Source organism: Bacillus sp. XT-2, assembly GCF_025696525.1.
Taxonomy (GTDB): Bacteria; Bacillota; Bacilli; order Bacillales; family Bacillaceae; genus Bacillus; species Bacillus halotolerans.
Genome location: NZ_JAHVOC010000001.1, coordinates 157621 through 178260, shown reverse-complemented (window position 1 = coordinate 178260; position 20640 = coordinate 157621). Strand labels below are relative to the sequence as shown.

21 protein-coding genes are annotated in these 20640 nt (G+C 44.2%); 4 read left to right on the top strand and 17 right to left on the bottom strand.

All coding sequences use genetic code 11. From position 1 onward, the window contains the following. Nucleotides 1–65: 65 nt before the first annotated feature. The 4 genes from accA to dnaE form a co-directional block, all read right to left on the bottom strand. A complete protein-coding gene (accA, locus tag KXD37_RS00980) occupies nucleotides 66–1043 on the bottom strand; it encodes an acetyl-CoA carboxylase carboxyl transferase subunit alpha (protein ID WP_024122460.1) in 978 nt (325 codons plus the stop codon). Beyond that, nucleotides 1028–1900, bottom strand: coding sequence for an acetyl-CoA carboxylase, carboxyltransferase subunit beta (gene accD, locus KXD37_RS00975; protein ID WP_044153863.1), 873 nt, complete (start codon nucleotides 1898–1900; stop codon nucleotides 1028–1030). The genes accA and accD overlap by 16 nt, the downstream gene beginning before the upstream one ends. A gap of 334 nt (nucleotides 1901–2234) precedes the next feature. After that, nucleotides 2235–3467, bottom strand: a complete 1233-nt coding sequence (maeB, locus tag KXD37_RS00970) for an NADP-dependent malic enzyme (protein ID WP_095714225.1) — start codon at nucleotides 3465–3467, stop codon at nucleotides 2235–2237. A gap of 136 nt (nucleotides 3468–3603) precedes the next feature. Next, nucleotides 3604–6951 carry a DNA polymerase III subunit alpha gene (dnaE, locus tag KXD37_RS00965; RefSeq protein ID WP_254517829.1) on the bottom strand — a complete coding sequence of 1116 codons (3348 nt, stop codon included), beginning with the start codon at nucleotides 6949–6951 and terminating at the stop codon, nucleotides 3604–3606. A gap of 140 nt (nucleotides 6952–7091) precedes the next feature. Here dnaE and ytrH point away from each other — a divergent pair, with 140 nt between their 5' ends. The 3 genes from ytrH to KXD37_RS00950 all read left to right on the top strand — a co-directional run bounded on the left by ytrH (nucleotide 7092) and on the right by KXD37_RS00950 (nucleotide 8225). Beyond that, complete coding sequence (gene ytrH / locus KXD37_RS00960; RefSeq protein ID WP_024122464.1) at nucleotides 7092–7433, top strand: sporulation membrane protein YtrH; 342 nt, start codon at nucleotides 7092–7094, stop codon at nucleotides 7431–7433. After that, nucleotides 7430–7933: a sporulation membrane protein YtrI gene (ytrI, locus tag KXD37_RS00955; RefSeq protein ID WP_024122465.1), complete on the top strand. Its 504-nt coding sequence runs from the start codon at nucleotides 7430–7432 to the stop codon at nucleotides 7931–7933. Before ytrH ends, ytrI begins: the two co-directional genes overlap by 4 nt. Before the next feature lie 100 nt (nucleotides 7934–8033). Then, a complete protein-coding gene (locus KXD37_RS00950; protein ID WP_010335284.1) occupies nucleotides 8034–8225 on the top strand; it encodes a hypothetical protein in 192 nt (63 codons plus the stop codon). A gap of 17 nt (nucleotides 8226–8242) precedes the next feature. Here the strand turns inward: KXD37_RS00950 and nrnA are convergent, their stop codons facing one another. Next, entirely contained in the window at nucleotides 8243–9184 is a 942-nt protein-coding gene (gene nrnA, locus KXD37_RS00945) for a bifunctional oligoribonuclease/PAP phosphatase NrnA (RefSeq protein ID WP_127696651.1), read from the bottom strand. A gap of 130 nt (nucleotides 9185–9314) precedes the next feature. Between nrnA and KXD37_RS00940 the strand changes: the two genes are divergently transcribed. Next, nucleotides 9315–9617, top strand: a complete 303-nt coding sequence (locus tag KXD37_RS00940; protein WP_024122467.1) for a YtpI family protein — start codon at nucleotides 9315–9317, stop codon at nucleotides 9615–9617. 19 nt (nucleotides 9618–9636) lie between these two features. Here KXD37_RS00940 and KXD37_RS00935 read toward each other — a convergent pair whose 3' ends face one another. The 12 genes from KXD37_RS00935 to KXD37_RS00880 all read right to left on the bottom strand — a co-directional run bounded on the left by KXD37_RS00935 (nucleotide 9637) and on the right by KXD37_RS00880 (nucleotide 20628). Beyond that, nucleotides 9637–10956: a CBS domain-containing protein gene (locus KXD37_RS00935; RefSeq protein WP_044153858.1), complete on the bottom strand. Its 1320-nt coding sequence runs from the start codon at nucleotides 10954–10956 to the stop codon at nucleotides 9637–9639. A 207-nt stretch (nucleotides 10957–11163) separates the two neighbouring features. Then, a complete protein-coding gene (locus tag KXD37_RS00930; RefSeq protein WP_024122469.1) occupies nucleotides 11164–12066 on the bottom strand; it encodes a sulfite exporter TauE/SafE family protein in 903 nt (300 codons plus the stop codon). 73 nt (nucleotides 12067–12139) lie between these two features. Further along, the gene (locus tag KXD37_RS00925) at nucleotides 12140–13357 is read right to left on the bottom strand and encodes an amidohydrolase (protein WP_188323209.1); all 1218 of its coding nucleotides are present in this window, start codon (nucleotides 13355–13357) and stop codon (nucleotides 12140–12142) included. Between the two features lie 22 nt (nucleotides 13358–13379). Then, nucleotides 13380–14081: a riboflavin kinase gene (locus KXD37_RS00920; protein ID WP_151174433.1), complete on the bottom strand. Its 702-nt coding sequence runs from the start codon at nucleotides 14079–14081 to the stop codon at nucleotides 13380–13382. Nucleotides 14082–14109: 28 nt separating this feature from the next. After that, the gene (locus KXD37_RS00915; RefSeq protein WP_188323210.1) at nucleotides 14110–15438 is read right to left on the bottom strand and encodes an LLM class flavin-dependent oxidoreductase; all 1329 of its coding nucleotides are present in this window, start codon (nucleotides 15436–15438) and stop codon (nucleotides 14110–14112) included. Then, the gene (locus tag KXD37_RS00910) at nucleotides 15435–15716 is read right to left on the bottom strand and encodes a glutaredoxin family protein (protein ID WP_151174434.1); all 282 of its coding nucleotides are present in this window, start codon (nucleotides 15714–15716) and stop codon (nucleotides 15435–15437) included. The genes KXD37_RS00915 and KXD37_RS00910 overlap by 4 nt, the downstream gene beginning before the upstream one ends. A 12-nt stretch (nucleotides 15717–15728) precedes the next feature. Then, on the bottom strand, nucleotides 15729–16733 hold the full coding sequence (locus tag KXD37_RS00905; protein WP_188323211.1) for an LLM class flavin-dependent oxidoreductase: 1005 nt from the start codon (nucleotides 16731–16733) through the stop codon (nucleotides 15729–15731). Then, complete coding sequence (locus KXD37_RS00900) at nucleotides 16730–17509, bottom strand: amino acid ABC transporter ATP-binding protein (RefSeq protein ID WP_095714218.1); 780 nt, start codon at nucleotides 17507–17509, stop codon at nucleotides 16730–16732. Before KXD37_RS00900 ends, KXD37_RS00905 begins: the two co-directional genes overlap by 4 nt. Then, a complete protein-coding gene (locus tag KXD37_RS00895) occupies nucleotides 17506–18213 on the bottom strand; it encodes an amino acid ABC transporter permease (RefSeq protein ID WP_101860130.1) in 708 nt (235 codons plus the stop codon). Before KXD37_RS00895 ends, KXD37_RS00900 begins: the two co-directional genes overlap by 4 nt. A 30-nt stretch (nucleotides 18214–18243) precedes the next feature. Then, nucleotides 18244–18963, bottom strand: a complete 720-nt coding sequence (locus tag KXD37_RS00890) for an amino acid ABC transporter permease (RefSeq protein WP_151174435.1) — start codon at nucleotides 18961–18963, stop codon at nucleotides 18244–18246. Nucleotides 18964–18984: 21 nt separating this feature from the next. After that, a complete protein-coding gene (locus KXD37_RS00885) occupies nucleotides 18985–19794 on the bottom strand; it encodes an amino acid ABC transporter substrate-binding protein (RefSeq protein ID WP_024122478.1) in 810 nt (269 codons plus the stop codon). A 21-nt stretch (nucleotides 19795–19815) separates the two neighbouring features. After that, nucleotides 19816–20628 carry an amino acid ABC transporter substrate-binding protein gene (locus tag KXD37_RS00880; RefSeq protein ID WP_188323212.1) on the bottom strand — a complete coding sequence of 271 codons (813 nt, stop codon included), beginning with the start codon at nucleotides 20626–20628 and terminating at the stop codon, nucleotides 19816–19818. Between the last annotated feature and the right edge of the window lie 12 nt (nucleotides 20629–20640).

Sequence of the window (20640 nt, the reverse complement as noted above, 5' to 3'; positions counted from 1 at the left end):
TGTTTTTAAATAAAATTTAAGGAATGTCACAAAAAATAAACGTGAGCCAAAGGCTTCACGTTTATTTAGTTTACCCCGATATATTGATCTTCAATCGATACTTTCCCAATTGCTTTGTATTTTTCATAGCGCTGCTGAATTAATTCTTCTTCATTCAGCTTCAGCAAAGTCTTTAACGATTGTTTAAGGGTTTCATCCATGTAGCTTGCCTGCAGCTTAATATCGTGGTGCGCTCCGCCTTTTACTTCTTTTATCATATGATCTATAATACCTAATTCTTTTAAGTCAGGCGCAGTGATTTTCATTGTTTCCGCCGCTTTTTTGGCAAGACTGGAGTCCTTCCATAAGAGTGCCGCAGCACCTTCCGGAGAAATAACAGAATAAGTAGAGTTTTCCAGCATATGCAAGTGGTTGCCCACACCTAAACCTAGAGCTCCGCCGCTTCCGCCTTCGCCGATGACGATACAAACAACAGGCACTCTAAGGCCGGCCATTTCAAACAGGTTTTTGGCGATTGCTTCGCTTTGTCCTCTTTCTTCAGCTGCTCGTCCAGGGTATGCCCCCTTCGTGTCAATAAAACAGATAATCGGTCTGTTAAATTTATCAGCCTGTTTCATCAGACGAAGCGCTTTACGATAGCCCTCAGGATGAGGCATTCCAAAGTTGCGGACCAGGTTTTCCTTCGTGTCTTTTCCGCGCTGATGACCGATAACTGTCACAGGCAGGCCGTGGAACTTGGCAATACCGCCGACAATGGCTTCATCGTCTCCGTACGCTCTGTCGCCGTGACATTCAAAAAAGTCTGTAAACAGGTAATGAATATAATCAAGTGTTGTCGGACGGTCCGGCAGACGTGCGATTTGAACACGGTCCCAAGGCTTCAGATTTTTATAAATATCATCCTGAAGCTTAGCTAGACGGTCTTCAAGCCGTTCGATTTCTGCACTCAGATCCATTTCCGAATCCTGGGTGAATTTTTTCAATTCGGCGATTTTGGTTTGCAGTTCAATCACCGGTTTTTCAAATTCTAATCTTGCAGCCACTCAATGTCACCTCCTGTTTGATGCATATCCAGCAGATTCTCTAACGTTTTTTTCATGTCGTCGCGGTGAATAACCGCATCAAGCTGTCCATGTTTTAATAAGAATTCCGCCGTTTGGAAATCCTCCGGCAGTTTTTCGCCTATTGTCTGTTCGATAATCCTTCTTCCGGCAAAACCGATCAGCGCGCCAGGCTCCGCAAAATTATAATCGCCAAGAGAAGCAAAGCTTGCCGATACCCCGCCGGTAGTCGGATGCGTCATGACTGAGATAATGAGACCCTGTTCCTCACTGAATAATTTTAAGGCAGAGCTTGTCTTTGCCATTTGCATAAGGCTTAATATGCCTTCCTGCATCCTTGCACCGCCGGAAGCAGTAAAAATAATAAACGGAACTTTATCCGCTTTTGCTTTTTCAATCGCAAGCGTGATTTTCTCGCCGACGACAGAGCCCATGCTGCCCATACGGAATGAAGAATCCATTACCGCGACAACAGCAGGAAATCCCCCGATGGTGCCCTTGCCTGTGACAACAGCCTCGTTTAAGGATGTTTTCTCACGATCTTTTTCAAGCTTTTCCAGATATCCCGGGAAACCGAGCGGGTTTTCCGATAACATCCCCTGATTGAATTCCTCAAAGGACTGTTCATCCATCAAGCTTTCGATACGCTGTTTTGCATTCATTGGGAAATGATAATCGCAGTTCATGCATACCCGCATATTTTTATCCAACTCTTTAGTGAGCATGATTTTTTTACACTTAGGACATTTTGTCATAATGCCTTCCGGAACATCGTGCTTCGCTTGATCTGACGGTACGGAAGCATACTTTTTCTTTTTAGTGAATATATCCTTTAACAAATGATTACCTCCCTTTTGTGAAGGGTTCTCTTCACCGCATGCCATCCAGACAGATAGACTTGCTAATAACTTTACCGAAACTATTGTACTTTTTTTGTCAAACGCTGTCATCCTCAATTCGACAACTTTTTATCCGCAGACGCGTGCGGACAGACTCATGATAAACCTAATAAATCGTTGAACCAGTAAGGTTGGTAACGTATTCAAAAATCATGTTAAACTCGGCTGAAATTTTTTTAAGTCCTGACCCCAAAAAAATTTCAGCCGCAAGTTTAACTTGAGAACAGCGCGCCGGTCTCCGCCAACGCGCTGCCATTTTTGGAATGAATTAAAATTATTCGCCAATAATCGTAAGTTTTCTGGTTTTTTCTGCAACTTCTTCAGGATCTACAGTAATTCTTGCCACACCTGTTTCCATCGCCGCTTTCGCCACAGCCTTAGCCACAGCAGGCGCAACACGTTTATCAAACGGTGCAGGGATGACGTACTCTGGGCTAAGCTCATCGTCTGATACTAGTGAAGCAATGGCTTCAACCGCTGCAATCTTCATTTCTTCGTTAATGTGAGTAGCGCGCACGTCAAGCGCTCCACGGAAAATTCCCGGGAAGGCAAGCACATTGTTTACTTGGTTCGGGAAATCTGAACGGCCTGTTCCGATAACGCTTGCTCCAGCTTCACGCGCATCTTCCGGCATAATTTCCGGATTCGGGTTTGCCATTGCGAAAATGATTGGATCTTTCGCCATGCTTTGTACCATTTCTTTTGTTAGCGCACCTTCGACAGACACACCGATAAATACGTCAGCACCAGCGATCACATCTTCCAAAGAGCCGTCTTTACGGTCTTGGTTTGTGAATTTCGCCACTTCGTTTTTAACATCGTTCATACCGTTCGGACGCCCTTCATAAATGGCTCCTTTTGAATCGCACATCACGATGTCGCGCACGCCGAAATGGTAAAGAAGCTTAATGATCGCAATACCTGCAGCACCGGCGCCGTTAGCCACAACTTTAATGGAAGACATGGATTTCCCAGACAATTTCAGCGCGTTTACAAGACCAGCTACTGTGACAATCGCTGTGCCGTGCTGATCGTCATGGAAAACCGGGATGTTCGTTTCTTTTTTCAGACGCTCTTCAATGATGAAGCAGTTTGGCGCCGCGATATCTTCAAGGTTGACACCGCCAAATGTCGGTTCAAGCAATTTAACGGTTTCAATGATTTTATCAACATCATTTGTGCCCAAAGCAATTGGGAACGCGTCTACGCCGGCAAAGCTTTTGAAAAGAACGGCTTTACCTTCCATAACAGGAAGTGCGGCTTCAGGGCCGATATTTCCAAGGCCGAGCACAGCTGTACCGTCTGTCACAACTGCTACCATGTTCCCCTTCATTGTATAATCATATACTTTGTTAATGTCTTCATGAATATCCTTACATGGTTCTGCTACACCCGGGGAATAAGCAAGGCTTAAATCTTTCGCATTTTTAACCTCTACTTTAGATTTGGATTCGAGCTTCCCCTGGTTCACTTTATGCAGATGTAATGCTTCTTCTCTTAATGACATTCTCCTAAACACTCCTTAATGGAATTTTTTGATTCGTATGCTGCTGCATTGATTGCTGCATTCTGCGGAGTAGATCTATCAGAATATTTAAACAGAGTAACATAATTGCTCCAATTGTATAACAAAAAGCGAATGGTTACCACTGTTTTAAAACGACGTTTTTTTGACCTAACAGCTCTTTTAAGCGGTATAACACCTGGTGATCCGCATCGATATGGAACGCCTCAGGAAGCTTTATCGTCTGTTTTTGCCTTTCATAATAGAGATAAACGCCGGTTTCCCCCTTATGCTCCAGCAAAATGCGCTTGATCTTTGTCAGGATCTCCTGACTGTGCTGACTGCTTTCTATCTTCATATAAACCGATGGCGCTTTTTCAGCATTCATATTTTCCAGCAATTCCGCTCTGGACATAATAAACTGGACTTTTTCCTGCCTGATTTCACATTTCCCTGCTGTGAACAATAGAGCGCCCTCTCTTAAAACCGGAGAAAGCTGTCTGAATTGTTCAGGGAACACAACGGCTTCCATTTCGCCGGTCTCATCACTTAACGTTAAAAACGCCATGTTTTGACCTGTTTTTGTCCGAATCGTTTTGATTTTCGACAGCAGGACACCGAGTGAAACCTGCTTTTTAACAGCCTGCTGAGCTTGCTGAATGGGTACCGCTCCTCGCGCTGTCAGCTGGTTTCGAAAGGCAGAGAGCGGATGATTTGAAAAATAAATACCGAGCGTTTCTTTTTCAAATGCAAGAATATCCACAAGCGGAAGCTCCTCGGTTTCCACGTACTTCGGTTTAATGGAGAACGATTCTTCTAAAAACAATCCCATTTGGTCATCGTCCGCGGCGAATAGCTCGGCATGCTCTAACGCAACATCAATCGATGCGAGCAGCGTAGCCCGGTTTTGATCGAATTCGTCCATTGCACCAGAAAATATGAGTGCTTCAAGCGTTTTGCGATTTACGCTTTTTGACGGCACGCGAAAGCAGAAATCGAAAAGATCTTCAAATGGTTTCTCTTTTCTTGCTTTATATATATCTTTGACTGCTGAGACGCCTACACTTTTTATCGCACGGAGGCTGTACCTGACAGCTCCGTCTTCAACTGTAAACGGATAGCTGCTTTTGTTCACTGACGGAGGAAGGATACGAATCCCGCTCCCCTTCGCTTCGTAAAGATATTGAGCTATTTTATCCTCATTGCCAATGACGCTTGTAAGCAATCCGCACATAAAATATAAAGGATAATGAGCCTTCAAATACGCAAGCTGGCAGCCGATCATGCTGTATGCCACCGCATGGCTTCTGTTGAAGCCATAGTTTGCGAATTTGACGATTAAATCGTAGACTTCATTTGCAGTGTCTACAGAATACTCCTTTTTTAAGCACCCTTCAACAAAATGGCTTCGCTCTCGGTCAAGAATGTCTTTCTTTTTTTTGCTGACTGCACGTCTGAGCAGGTCCGCCTCGCCTAAAGAAAATCCTGCCATACGCGAAGCAATCACCATAATTTGCTCCTGATAAACGATGACACCATACGTATCTTCCAATATCCCTCTTAAATCTTCGTGGGGATAATGAACCGGCACGCGTCCGTGTTTACGGTCGATAAATAACGGAATATTTTCCATCGGGCCGGGCCGGTACAGTGCGTTTACCGCGACAATATCTTCTAATCCTGAAGGCTTAAGCCTTTTCAAAACGCTTCTCATTCCTGAGGATTCAAGCTGGAAAATCCCTGTCGTATCCCCTTTTGACAGCAGGGAGAATGTTTTTTCGTCTTGATAAGAAATACTCGAAAGATCTATTTTAATATTTTTTTCTTTTTCAATCATTGAAGTGATGGACTCGATGAGTGTCAGGTTGCGCAAGCCCAAGAAATCCATTTTCAAAAGGCCCAGATCTTCGAGGTGATCCATCGCGTATTGCGTTAAATAGATCCCTTCATGTCCTTCCTGAAGCGGGACAACATCAGTTAACGGTTCCTCACTTAAGACAACGCCGGCCGCGTGGGTTGACGTATGTCTCGGAAGACCTTCTATTTTTCTGGCAATCGTAAACACTTGCTGAAGCAGACTTGACTCACTGAGTCGCTTATTCAGCTCCGGCGATTGCTTTCTCGCATCATCCAAAGTCATGCCCGGCCTTGAAGGAATGAGCTTCGCAAGCTGATCCGCTTCCTTCGGGCTTACACCGAATACCCTTCCGACGTCCCGAAGCGCCGCTTTTGCCGCCAGCGTCCCGAAGGTAATAATCTGGGCGACGTGCATTGCGCCGTATTTCTGCTGAACGTATTGAATGACCTCGTCCCTTCTCGTATCCGGAAAGTCGATATCAATATCCGGCATACTGATTCGTTCCGGGTTTAAAAACCTTTCAAACAGCAGGTGATGCTTGATCGGATCAACGTCCGTGATATAGAGGACATAAGCTACGAGCGATCCCGCCGCAGAACCCCTTCCCGGTCCTGTCACAATCCCTTTTTCATGGGCGTGCTTCATAAAATCCCATACGATCAGAAAATAATCGCTGAACTTCATCCGCTTGATGACATCAAGTTCATATTGAAGACGTCGAATATACTGTTCATCTGGTGTATCGAAGCGGCTGCGGAGCCCTGTCATACAAACATCCGTCAAATAATCATCCGCGGATGTACCGTCTGGAGTCGGAAATGATGGCAGGCGGGTCTGTCCCAGACTGACGTCAACCCGGCATTGTTCTGCAATCTCAACAGATGCTTGCAATGCCTCAGGATGCTCTTGGTATATAACACGCATTTCATCAATGGATTTCAAGTCGAGATCCGGCATCTCTTCGTTTGATGCCTCAGTGAGTTTTTCACCTGACTTTATCGCTTTCAAACAGCGATAGGCAGCCTGATCTTCTTTCCTTATATAATGAACATCGCCTGTCGCCGTGACCGGAATTCCCGTTTCTTCAGACAGCCGGAGGATTTGCTCAGATAAGAATTTATTTTCTTTAAACAGCTGAAAGGATAAATAAAAAGCGCCTTTTCCGAATATAGACTGAAAATGAAGTGCGGCTTGAGCGGCCTGGTCAAACAGCCCTCCTTCAAGCAGCATTTCAATATAGCCCTTCTCGCCGGGGGTGATCGCAATAATGCCTTCGCGATAGCTGTTAAGCCATTTTGGCTTCAGGCCGTTTCTTGATTTCGATTGCAGGACGCTGCTGATTTTCAGCAGGTTTTGATAGCCTGTATTTGATTTTGCCAGCAGGACGAGAGGGTAGGCTTCGAGCTCGTCATCATCTGTGAAAACAGAAGCCGTCAAGCCGATAATCGGGTTGATCCCCCTCGCCTTGCATGCTTTATAAAATTGTATAGCTCCGTACATGACATGATCATCTGTCAGCGCCAAAGACGCATATCCGAGCCTGTCAGCTTCACTGACGAGCTCTTCCACAGCCGCGGCGCTGTTTAGCAGGCTGTACCCGCTATGCACTTGCAGGTGAACAAAAGACATGCTATCACCTCTTTCTCCATTACGATCCATTTCTTTCTTCATTATAAGTCGGGTTTTCAAAAGAAACAAATGTTCTTTTTCGAGTCGTCATCATACTTGTCCCGAATGCTCAATATGATATAAAAGGTGAGGTGATCAAGATGGATCAGGAAGCTGGTTTTATGGTAAATTTTATCAACAGTTATTTTATAGCATTAGGGGTGCTGATCGGAGGCGCACTCATCGGAGGCCTTGGAGCATATTTGGCAGGCGAAGCCCCGCTTACGGTTATTACAAAGCTTGCGAACAGATTAAAAATATGGGCACTGGTCGCCGCTATCGGCGGTACATTCGATGCGGTATACAGCTTTGAACGGGGTATTCTTGAAGGCAATACGAGAGATTTATTCAAGCAGATTCTTCTCATTATCTCGGCCATGGGCGGGGCGCAAAGCGGCTGGCTTATTATTTCATGGCTGACGCAGGAGCATATTTCTTCATGAGAGTGCCGCAGCATTACAAGAAACCGGGATGGCAGCGTTTTTTTGCAGGTATGATGTGCGGAGCCGTGATCAGCTGGTTTTTTTTCCTGTTTACATACGGAACATTCCAGGAGGAGCAGGTTTCCCTCATCGAAAAACAAAAAGAGCACGTCAAAGACTTGAACGACCAAATTTCCATCTATCAGGAAGACCTCCACAAACTAAATGAAGACAATAAAAGAAAACTGCTTATTCAAAGCGTCGATGTCAAATTGCTGAATGGAGAAAAATATAAAATTTCGCAGCCTGATAAAACAAAATTCGAGGAGCATGTAAAGGATGATATTTCAGAGGTCATTACAAAGGATATAGAAAGCGTCTATAAAACGAAGGAGCTTTTAAAACGGACAATTGAAAATAAAGTCTATACGATCAATGAAAAAAAATATGAGGCAGCCGTCAAGGAATTAATTATTTACACAAGGCTTTCGGTAGAAATCGAAATATCATTCGCGACGTAAATATGGAATTTTTTTAAATTTTTCAAACTCCTGTCGCTTTTTCCCATTCTTTTTTATAAACTATAAATGAGGCTTAATAGCGAAAGGAGGAGGAAGGGAAATGGAGGTTTACAGTGACCGTCAGTTAGCAAAAGATCAAGCAGCCCGACTCAGACAAGGTTTTTCTGCATATGCCGAAACAAACTCACTCGCTTCCCTCATCAAAAAAGAACTTCAATCTCACAATCTCCAAGTCTACGAGGACCTTACTGAGTTCGGCTGCTGGTTCATCCCCGTCACAGATGAACACTAAGAGAGAGGGTCTCCCCTCTACTTGTGTTCTTTACATAACGTCTCCAGATCAGCTAAAATCTGTTCCGCTTTATCCCAGCTGTAAATGGAGGCGCCTGAAGCCAGAGGATGCCCTCCGCCGTTATATTTCCGGGCGAGTCCGTTAATAACAGGCCCCTTTGAACGGAATCTGACTCTGATTTGATCGTCTTCTTCTATGAAAAACACCCATGCGCGAATACCTGAGATATTTCCAAGCGTCCCGACAAGCTGCGACGCTTCAGAAGCCGTTGTGCCGAACCTTTCAAGAGTATCCTTTTTGATGAAAACAGAAGCAGCGCCATTTTCAGACAAAGACACATTTTGAAAGATATAGCCGTTAAGCTTCACCACATTCAGTTTTGTTTCATACAATTGATTAAACAGCTCTGAAGAAGAGAACGGATACTTAATAAGCTCGCCTGCATATTTTAATGTTTTTTCCGTTGTATTGGGAAATAAGAAGCGTCCGGTATCACTGACAATGCCGGCATAGATCAGCTCTGCAGCTTTTGTATTCAGCTTCCAGCCGTGCTCTTTTCCTTCTAAATACAGCTCGTAAATCATTTCACTCACTGAGCTGGCATTCGTATCGACCCATAGAAGATCGCCGTAAGGATCTTCGTTCGGATGGTGGTCGATTTTCATTAGTTTGGCGCCTGATAAATAACGCTGATCGTCGACTCTTTCCTGATTTGCCGTATCGCAGACGATCACAAGGGCGCCTTTATATGTTTCATCGTCCACCTCATCGAGGGTATATAAGAAAGAGAGGGACGGTTCTGGCGTGCCGACCGCAAAAATATTTTTTTCAGGATACGTTTCACGCAGGATTTCCGTAAGTCCGCACTGAGATCCGTAGGCATCCGGGTCAGGGCGCACATGTCTATGTAAGATAATCGTGTCATATAATGATATGGTTCTGATCAATTCTGTTTTCATTTGATACTCCTTTATTGTTTTTTTTCATTAAATCACATTCTCTGCCGACGGAAAAGAAAAATAACGTCAAAACCAAGCCCGTTTTTGTATAGAATGGGTTTGTAAACTTTTACGATGGAGGATTTCATTTATGCTGGTTCTTGTTTTTTTGATTGGGCTTTCAGCCTGCTTTTATGTGTACTATAAAGTAAAAGGCGTACGGGCAAAGCAATCTTTGGAAAAAGAAATCTTTTCAGCAAAATCTAGCATGGCATTAGGATCGCTGGTGCTGTTTTACGGACTCAATCAAATGATATTATTCCATTCAGTATTAACGTTAGTAATCGGCGGCATCTTTATCGTCATCGGAGCCGGAAGCGCATGGGCAGGTTATAAAGCCTACAGCCATTACAATCCCCTTCACGCCAAAGAAGCTGAAAGAGATCACGCGTAAGGGGCGCCTGAGACGTCCCTTAGCTTCTTTCCATCAGCTGAACCATCAGCATTGCTTTAGACACGATATGGCCTTGGCTGTGCACTTCAACTTCCATTTTTCCGAACTTTCTTCCAGCCTCTAAAATGCGCGGCTTGACTTCGATGACCGACTCCATCTGCACAGGCTTCAAAAAGAAAATGGTGATGCTTTCTATCACTAGTTCGCCGCGTTTTTTCGAGCGCAAAAACCGATTGGCCGCTTGCGTCAAAATGGTCGTAAACACGCCATAAGAAATCGTCCCCAGCTGATTTGTCATTTGCGGCGTTACTTCATACTGATAAACCGTCTGATCCTGTTTATCCTCATCCTCATCTTTAAATCCTCTTGAGACGATATCATCAAGCTTTTCCCCGACTTGAGGCTGCTTTTGAATCATTTGAAGAGCTTTCAGCACGTCTTGGCGGCTGATCATGCCAATCAGTTTTTGGTGTCCGTCAGTGACGGGAAGCACTTCGATCCCTTCCCATACCATCATTTGCGCCGCTGAGGCGACAGACGTTTTTCCAATAACCGTAACCGGATTTTTTGTCATGACTTTTTCAATGGGTGCATTCCGGTCGTGACCTGCGATATCTTTCGAAGTCAAGATCCCGTGGATTTTCATTTGTTCGTCGACAACCGGGAAACGCCCATGGCCCGTTTCAAAATTTTTCTCGTACCATTTTTCAAGTTTATCCTTAGGTGAAAGATATATCGTACGGTCAGCGGGCGTTAAAATGTCCTCCACCAGAACGATTTCTTTTTTGATCAGCTGGTCATAAATAGCTCGGTTAATCATAGCGGCGACTGTAAAGGTGTCATAGCTCGTGGATAAAATCGGCAGCTCAAGCTCGTCTGCCAGCTGCACGATGCTGTCATCTGTGTTAAATCCGCCCGTTACAAGTACAGCGGCGCCTGCCTCAAGCGCCTGTCTGTGTGCATTGATTCGATTTCCGACAATCAAAAGATTTCCGGCTGCCGTGTACCGCATCATCGCATCCAGCTCCATTGCGCCTATGACAAATTTATTTAATGTCTTATGGAGTCCGGCCCGGCCTCCGAGCACTTGTCCGTCTATGACGTTTACAACCTCTGCATATGTAAGCTTTTCGATATTTTCTTTTTTCTTTTGTTCAATTCTGATTGTTCCGACACGTTCAATCGTACTGACAAAGCCTTTATTCTCTGCTTCCTTGATCGCTCTGTACGCCGTGCCTTCACTTACTTTCATTTCCTTTGCGATTCTCCGCACAGAAATTTTTTCACCGACAGGCAGCGAATCAATATATGTTAAAATTTGTTCATGCTTAGTTGCCAAACCTTTCACCTCTAAGGGACAGTCTTCTGCTTTTATTATAAGGGCTCGGATGATTGATTCGCAATGAGGCAGGAAAATAAAAAGGAAGCCTGCCCGGCTTCTTACAGCGCAGTGTTCTGTTGGGTGCTGAAGAACGAATCCATCATTCAGACTTCCCGCAAGCTCCTGGCCTTCGTGATTCCTTTCACATCTATAAAAACAATGTCTTTATTTTTCTTTTATATTGATGTCAACTGCTGCTTTTACAATCTTTTTATTCCCTATTTTAGATAAAACAAATAAAACAGCAAACAGCCATATTGCTCCTATCGCCGTATAGATAAATGGATAAACAGCTGTGTTTTCAATCCATTCATTTATCAATGTTCTCGCATTTACTAATATAATAAATCCTCCTACAAGCACACCCATCAATTGCGGGTGAAATTTCTGTACGAGCCATGCTGCGATAGGGGCCGCGATAATTCCGCCAGCCATTAACGAACACACCCATAACCAATTGACATCCTCCCATCCCAATGAAACAAGAAAACCGACAGTTGCAGATACTGCGATGGCAAACTCACTAGTATCTACAGTTCCTACTACTTTCCTCGGACTCAGGCCTTTTCGGGATAATAAAATCGGAGTGGTGACGGGGCCCCAGCCACCTCCTCCTGTGGCATCTGCAAAACCGGCGATCACTCCTAAGGGAATGGATTGTTTTCTGCTTAACGGCACATGTTTTTTCTCAAGAGCAGGCTTGTATTGAAATAAAAATCTTATCAATACATATCCGCCCAGCAGGAGCAGAAACAAAGAAATATAGGGTTTCGCCACATCTCCGGGTAAATGGCTGAGAAATGCAGCGCCTAAAAAAGCCCCTATTGAACCGGGAATGACAAGCTGATAAACAGTTTGTTTGTCAACATTTCCAAATTTAATATGTGACACTCCTGATGCGGCAGTCGTGACGACTTCCGCTAAATGGACAGAAGCCGAAGCAACAGCAGGCGTTATGCTGAAAGCTAATAACAGCGAAGTTGAGGTAACACCATAAGCCATACCTAACGAACCGTCTATTAACTGCGATAACAAGCCTATAAATGCAAAAACAATTAATTTCTTCATCAGCACACCTCGTCTGTATCAATCGAATATTTTCTCAAAGCAAACCATCTCTGACTCTTCATTCCTGCGTTCATTATCCTAATAATCTTCTAGCGCTTTCATATAAAAAATAAGAGGCTTTTATAATGGCAGTTTCATCAATTGTAAATGCCGGGTGATGCCAATCATGATCACCGCCTGTTCCAAAAAAAGCAAAGGATCCGGGAATATGCTCCAAATAGTAAGCAAAATCCTCCCCGGCAGTGGATTGGTCGGGTGAAATGACCTGAAGCTGTGCTTTATGAGCAGCAGCTTTTGCGATTTCAGTTATTGCTGTATCATTACAAAGCGGCGGCGGTCCGGAAATCCACTTCACATTCGCCTTCAAAGAAAAAGCAGAAGAAATCTGCTCTGCAACAGACAGAAAACGCTGCTTCACTTGTTCCCGAACCTCTGAATCAAATGTTCGAACAGTGCCTTCGATCACCGCTGTATCGGGGATGACGTTCCATGTGCTGCCGCCTTCGATTTTCGCTACAGTTACAATCGCGCTTTTTAGCGGATTTACATTTCTGCTTACAATCGTTTGCAGGGCGACGATAAGCTGAGAGGCGCCGACAATAGGATCAAAACCATTATGCGGCAATGCTGCATGAGCGCCTTTTCCTTGTATCGCTACTTTAAATCGGTCAACAGCAGCCATAAGAGGACCTGTTTTTAACCCTACAGCGCCAACCGGTATATCGGGTTTGTTGTGAAGACCGATAACTGCTTCAATGCCATCCAATTGGCCATCCGCTATCACTTTTGCAGCGCCTGCGCCTGATTCCTCAGCCGGCTGGAATAACAAACGAACCTTTCCTTTCAGGCTATCTTGATTTTCCTTTAGCAAAAAGGCCGCACCAAGAAGCGCTGCCGTGTGAAAATCATGGCCGCACGCGTGCATGATTCCTTTCTTTTTAGATGCATAGGGCAACCCTGTTTTTTCTTCGATTGGCAGCGCGTCAATATCAGCCCTCAAAGCAATGGCCGGACCTTCTGACTCCCCTGCTATATCTGCGAATACACCTGTTTTTAATGATGTAGGACGAATTGGTATGCCCTTTTCTCCAAGGCATTTTGCAATAAAATCGGTTGTTTCAAATTCTTCTTTTGACAGCTCGGGGTATTGGTGCAGATGCCGGCGTATTGCGATGAGCTCTTTTTCAAGCGATAAGAGATTCAATGGATTATGCTCGCTATCATCTTTAATTGTTTTTGCTGTCTGATATGGGTATGCCCCTTCTATATTTCTCCAATAATCTAAAGGCATGTTTTCTCCTCCTTTCAGCTCTTTACCTATCTGCCTTTAACATCACAAGATCTCCAGTCTCTTCAATATAAGCAGCAATAAAACGGCTCAATTTAAATGCAAGACCGCCCGGCCCAAATTTTACACACTTACTGGGAGGGTTCTCATTCTCTGCCTGCAAAAAGCTTAAAAAAGATAAAATATATATACGCCGATATGCAACTTGTGTAATACCATACTCAAAAAACCAATTGTCAATCACATTGTATACACCGCGGTTGATCCCGTATAAACTGTTACACTTCTTGTAAAAGCTGAGGTCCGGAAGATTTAACTCAGGGTGTGAGAGCAGGCTTTCTTTATTTTGAGATGCAATTCCCATACGTTCAAAGCGTTTGGAAGCGTATGAAATATCCTTTTTGATTTGCTCTTTTAGTGACTCCAAAGAATAAAACCTTCTTTCATCTCTTATTTTAAAGAGAATGCTGCATTCCATATGTTCTCCGTAGATCTCCCTATCAAAGTGAATCAAAAAAATCTCAATGGTTTTTTTCAGATTAGGACCAATCGTTGGTTTCACTCCGATATTCATAACCCCTAAATAAAATTGCTGGTTGATCGCCGCCAGAACCCCGTAAACGCCGTTAGGAAGCCCGTTTATTTCGGTTTCTATATTTGCTGTTGGAAATCCTAATTTTCTGCCCAACTGTTTTCCTTTCACAACCGTACCTGCAATGATTGCCAAAAAAGTCATCCTCCTCCCGCTTCTCCTATTAATGATTTGATGAATGTACAAAAGGATGATGAACCGAAGTATCAAGCCCAAGATTTCCCCGCAATGTCCCGCCGTTATAGTCTCTGCGGTACAGCCCTCTTTCTTGAAGAATCGGAATCACTTTTTCTACAAAGGCATCAAGTGTTCCCGGGATATCCGACCCGATGATAAAACCGTCAGCAGCTTCGGCTTTGAACCAAGTCTCAAGCAAGGAGGCGACCTGCTCTGGTGTACCGATGAATGGAGTCCTTGGAAAAGCCATTTCCCGCGCCACTTCCCGTAGTGTCATGTTTCTGGCTTTCGCTTCTCTCTTAATTCGATCTGTTGTGCTTTGAAAAGCATTCTTTCCAACTTCGCCAATATCGGGAAACGGTTCATCAAGCGGGAACACACTCAGATCGTAATCATCAAAAAATCTCCCCAAATAAGTAACTGCATTCTCAATCGGAATCAATTCTGCAAATTCCCGGTATTTCTTCTCTGCTTCTTCTTCCGTATCTGCCACAATCGGGCTGATTCCCGGAAAAATCAGCACGCTGGAAGGGTCGCGCCCTTGAGCGGCAGCCCGCTTTTTAATATCCGCATAAAATGCGATTGTCTCGCCTAATGAATTGGAATGGGTAAAAATCGCATCTGCATTTTTGGCCGCAAATTGACGGCCTGTTTCTGAAGAACCCGCTTGAAACACGACAGGCTCTCCCTGATTTGAGCGCCCGATATTTAAAGGCCCCTCTACTTGAAAATACTCTCCTTTGTGATTCAGACGATGAAGCTTTGCCGGATCAAAAAACTGCCCTGTTTCTTTATTGTGTATAAATGCGTCCTTCTCCCAGGAATTCCACAAACCACGCACAACATCCAAATGCTCTTGTGCAATAACGTAACGCTCGGTATGTTCTGGCAGTCTGCTTCTGCTATGATTGCGTGCAGCTCCTTCCTGCGGAGAAGTAACCAGATTCCAGCCAGCCCTCCCCCCGCTGATGTGGTCCAGCGACATTAACTGCCTTGAAATCGTAAATGGCTCAGTAAAAGAAGTAGAGAACGTACCTACTAAACCAATGTTTTTTGTGACGGACGCAAGCGCCGATAATATGGTGATGGGCTCAAATCGATTTAAAAAATGGGGAATTGATTTTTCAGAAATAAATAAGCCGTCTGCAATGAAAATGAAACTGAACAAGCCTTTTTCAGCTGTTTGAGCCTTTTGCTTGTAAAATTCCACGTTTGTACTTGCGGAAGGATCGACTTCAGGGTGACGCCAGCCGTCAATTGTTCCCCCAACCCCATGAATAATGGCTCCAAACTGAATATCATTTCTTCGCGTCACCTTTTTTCCTCCTTTATCTGAGCGTAATTGGCAAGTGCAAGCTCAAGATTTTTAATACCAATTTCAGTAATCCCTTCATAACGATTACCGCCGCCAACTTCTACCACAGGAACGTGGCGTACTCCGTATTTCACCTGTAAAATGTCTCTCAGCTCTTCCTTCTCCGAAACATCGATATTTTGAAACGCTATTGCTTTTTCATGTAAGTAATTTTTGACTTCTTCGCAATAAATACAGCCTTTCTTACTCCAAACCACAACGTTGACAAAATCGCTCATGTTTTATCCCCCTTATTGTTTTGCGGCTAGAACTGCATCACTCAGCAGCTGATAAGACAGCCGTTTTTCGTCTGCATTTTTGATTGGTGTAAAAATGACAAAATCGTTAATTCTGTATGTGTCTGATAAACGTTTTAATTCGTCCGCCGCTTCTTCCTTCGTTCCGGCAATCACCCCGGTTTTTTGGACGATGATGTCATAGGGCTGGCTGACGTTCTCAAGATAGGCTTCGGCTTGTTCGCGGGTACCGACATTCACTCTCCTCCCATCTTGCAAAATCACTTTTATCGATTCACGCGACTCAATATGTTTTTGTGCCTCTTCCTTTGTACGCGCCGCAAAAACAGCGGGAGCAAGGTGAAATTCCGCTTCATAGCCTGCTGGCAGATGCGTGTCAAAGGCTCGGCGGGCTTCTTTTAGCACTTTCTCTTCACCGTTAATAAAGTAAGCAAAGACAAAAGATATTCCCAGTTTTGCAGCTGAAATTGCGCTCTCTGTGCTTCCCCCCAGCAGAAAAAGTCCCGGCCTGTGTTCAGCCTGCGGTGCCGGCCGCAGTTGCGCAAAACAGTGGGCATCTGGAAAATCATCCCGAATGAAATGAGTGAGATCCTCCAGCTTTTCTTCAAACTTGCGCGCCGGTTTTACATATTCATATTGCAGAGCGTCTGTCGACAGCTGAAAGCCGCCGGGCGCTTTGCCTACTCCAAGGTCAATGCGTCCGGGAGCTAATGCAGACAATAGATGAAACTGCTCCGCCACTTTGTATGGGCTATAATGCTGCAGCATCACGCCGCCGGATGCTAAACGTATGGTCTTTGTGCTTGCGGCAAGATACCCTAAAAGAACTTCAGGAGCGGAGCCGGCAATATCACTATTGTTGTGATGTTCAGCGACCCAAAAACGGTAATATCCATACTCTTCAGCCATCTGCGCCAACTTCACCGTATGCTGTAATGTATCGGCTGCGGTTTCTCCTTCACCTGCCAGACTTTGGTCTAATATACTTAAGCGGATCATATCACCGGCTCCTTTATGTGTTCTTTTATTTCATATAAATACTCCGGCGAAACACGGCGGAGAAACCGCTTTGTTCTTTCTTTTTTCGTATGGCGGAAGACTTCATCCGGAGTTCCTTGTTCAACAATGACGCCCTCATCCATAAAAACAACTTGATCTGAAACCCTTTTCGCAAACTCCATTTCATGTGTAACAATGATCATAGTGGCTCCGGTCCTCACAATATCGAGCATGACCTCAAGAACTTCGCCGACCAGCTCTGGGTCAAGCGCAGCTGTCGGCTCATCGAACAGCAGCACATCAGGATTAATGGCAAGCGCCCTCGCTATTCCAACTCTTTGTTTTTGCCCTCCCGATAATTGACTCGGATAAGCGTTCAATTTGTCTTGAAGCCCAACCTTTATCAGCTCGTTCTCTGCTATGGCATACGCGTCTTGTTTTCTCATTTTCCGGGCTACCGTCAAACCCTCCATGATATTTTCAATCACCGTTTTGTGAGTAAACAAATGATATTGCTGAAATACCATTGCTGTCTGTTTTCTGAGCCAGCGAGTGTCTTTTTTTGTCGGAAAACTGCAATTAATCACTTTGTCATGTAAAGAGATGATCCCTTCGTCCGGCCTTTCTAATAAATTAAGGCAGCGTAAAAAGGTGGTTTTCCCTGACCCGCTTGGACCGATAATTGTCACAACTTCTCCTTTGTGCACAGTCAGATTTATTCCTCTTAATACCTGGTGCATGCCAAAACGCTTATGAATATTTTTAATCTCAATCATAAAGTGCCTCCTTGAAATCTGGATGCCTTCCTCTCAAATATTCCATTTACGGTTTCCATCATAAGAGTCAGCACCCAATAGATAATCGCCGCTCCGATAAAGGCTTCCAAAAATGCATAATTATCAGAAGCAACGATAGTCGCTGTCCCTGTTATTTCAGGAACAGCCACTATAGCTGCAATAGAGGTCGTATGCAAAAACCCGATGCCTAAATTTGTGAAGTTAGGGATTGAAACCATCAGCGCCTGCGGCAATATCACTCGACGAAAGGTTTGACCGTGCGTCAGGCCGATTGAATAGGCCGCTTCGACCTGTCCGGTATCCATTGCCAAGATGCCCGACCGGATAATTTCTGTTAAATAAGCACCAGCAGTTAAAGACAAAGCCATGACCACAAACACGGCGACCGGAATCTCATTGGCGGACCAGCCGAGATGAAAAAAGCTGCTGACACGATCCACAATCGGCGGCACGCCTAAATAAATCAGCATAATATGGAGAATGGCAGGTGTACTCCGAAAAAATGACACATAAAGCCTTGAACAAGCCGCCAATCCCTTTATTCTAAAAATTCTGACCATTATATTTCCAAGTGCCGCAAGAAATCCGAGGATGATCGGCAAAACAGCCATCATCAATGTCAGCGGAATGGTTTTTATCATTTCTTTCATGGCGGAAGCAATAAATGGAAAGTCAAATTGCAATCTTCTCCCCTCCTAGTCCCCGTACATATTTCAATGTATGTTCATGTCAAAAACGGTAACAAGTCGTTTTTGATCCTTCTTGATTCGTTTTTCGGCCAATGTAAAGAACCTTTCGAATAAAACTGCTACGGCATAATAAACAACGGATAGCGCAATGTACACTTCAAGAGAATGATTGCTTGAGGTAATCAGTGTTTGGCCCCTTCCCGACATATCCATCACACCTATTGAAAAAGCAAGAGACGTATCTTTTAAAGAACTGATCACCATGTTTCCCATATTCGGAAAAGCCTGCACAAAGGCCTGGGGCAGAACGATGCGCCTGAAAGCCTGCCTTCCGCTGAGACCAATACTGTACGCCGCTTCCGTTTGGCCTTTATCAACACTGCCCGCCCCTGCTCGAATGATTTCAGCTGCTGCTGCGGCATTGCTTAACGCGTATGTTGCAACAGCGGCATAAAACGGATCCATTTTTGATGTATCAATCCCTATCACCCCCGTCAGCGCCGGTATGCCATAAAACACGATAAAAAGCTGCACCATAACGGGTGTACCTCTGAAAAACGAGATATACACTCTTGCAAATTGATTTACAATAGGAAAGTTATAGATGCGGGGCAGCGCTAAAAAGAGCCCCAATACAAACCCGAATAGCAATGACAGCGTTAAAATGTATAATGTAACCGGCAGATAGCCGATTAAGGTCGGTACAAAATCTGCAATCATGCTGATATCAAACGTTTTTTCCATCACGGCTCCCTCTCTTTAGACTCAATACTGTTCCTTGGAATAATCGTCGCCAAGCCATTTTAAACTGAGCTCTTTCAGTGTTCCGTCATCAATGATTTCCTGTAATGCTTTGTCAATGTTTTTACGTAATGTTTGTTCATTTTTGTTAAACATAAAATACACTTTGGCATTGGAGAGCGCATCACCGACCGTTTTTTCTTTTATCGCGCTCGTTTTGTTTTGAAAATCCACTGCAAAAGGCGTTGAGATTGTTGCGTCGGCACGGCCTGACTGCAGCTGGTTCGCGGCATCGTTTGAACCCTGGCCCGCATAGGCAATCTCGAATGGATCGCCATGTTTCTCATTCCATTTTTTCAACACAAGCGCGCCGTTTGAGGTTGCGCTTGTAATGACCCGTTTCCCTTTTAAATCTTCAATCCCGTGAATGGTATCGTTATCTTGAAGGACGGTTATTTTTAAAGGGAAATGATTGTAGGCGACCTCGTTAAAGAGAAACTTTTTTTCACGCTCTTCGCTTTTCTCCATTTGATGTGCCACGATATCGACTTTATGCTGGCCGAGACTGACGAGCAGGTTGGAAAATTCCATCGTTTTGAAAGTGAATTTATAATTCGGCAGACGCTTATCAATCTCTTTGACCAGCTCGACATCATAACCGGTCAAATCGCCATCATCATTAATAAAGCAAATATTCGGAAATTGGGTCCCGGTTCCGACCGTAATCGTCTGCACCTTCTTTTCTCCAGCCCCCGTTGTTTGGCTGCCGCCGCAAGCCGAAAGGACTGTTGTAACGGCAAACAATATTGTCATGACAGCTGCTTTTGTCCTCATCTTATCGCCTCATTTTCAGCTTCATTTATTTTTAAAACTTGATTTTGAGTAATCTGCGCCGAGCCATTTTTGACTCAGCCTTTTTAACGTTCCGTCTTTCTCCAGCTTTTTAATGGCTTGATCCGTATCATCAGCTAAGGTTTGACTGCCTTTATCGAACATGAAATATACCTCAGTATCCAATAACACATCACCGACTGTCCTTTGACGGAAAGCGTGCGTTTTATTTTGAAAGTCGACCGCAAACGGTGTGGATATGGTTGCGTCGGCACGGCCGGTTTCAATTTGATTGGCCGTGTCATTGCTTCCCTGCCCGGCGTATTTCAGATGAATCGGATTGCCGTGAGCTTTGTTGTACGACGTGATATAATCCGCTGCATTTGATGTGGCACCGACAATGACTGTTTTTCCGTGTAAATCTTTTAATGTATCAATCTTGTTATTATCCTCTCTCACGGTGATATACATCGGCGAATAGTTATACGGCACTTTATGATACAAAAAACGTTTTTCGCGCTCTTTGTTTTTGGCCATATTGTGGGCGATCACATCAATTTTTTTATTTCCAAGACTCGTCAGAAGATTTGAGAAATCCATCGTCTTAAATTCGAAGGTATATTGAGGCAATTGTTTATCGATGGCTTTCATTACTTCAATGTCGTACCCGGTCAAATCGCCTTTTTCATTTAAAAATGCAATATTCGGAAAATCTGTCCCAGTGCCGACAATAATCGTTTGAGCCTGACTATCCGTTTTCCCGTTTGTTTCCTGTCCGCATCCAGCCAGTAATCCAAACACCGACAGCAGAAAAGCTATTCTCATTCGCTTATTCATAGGCTTCCTCTC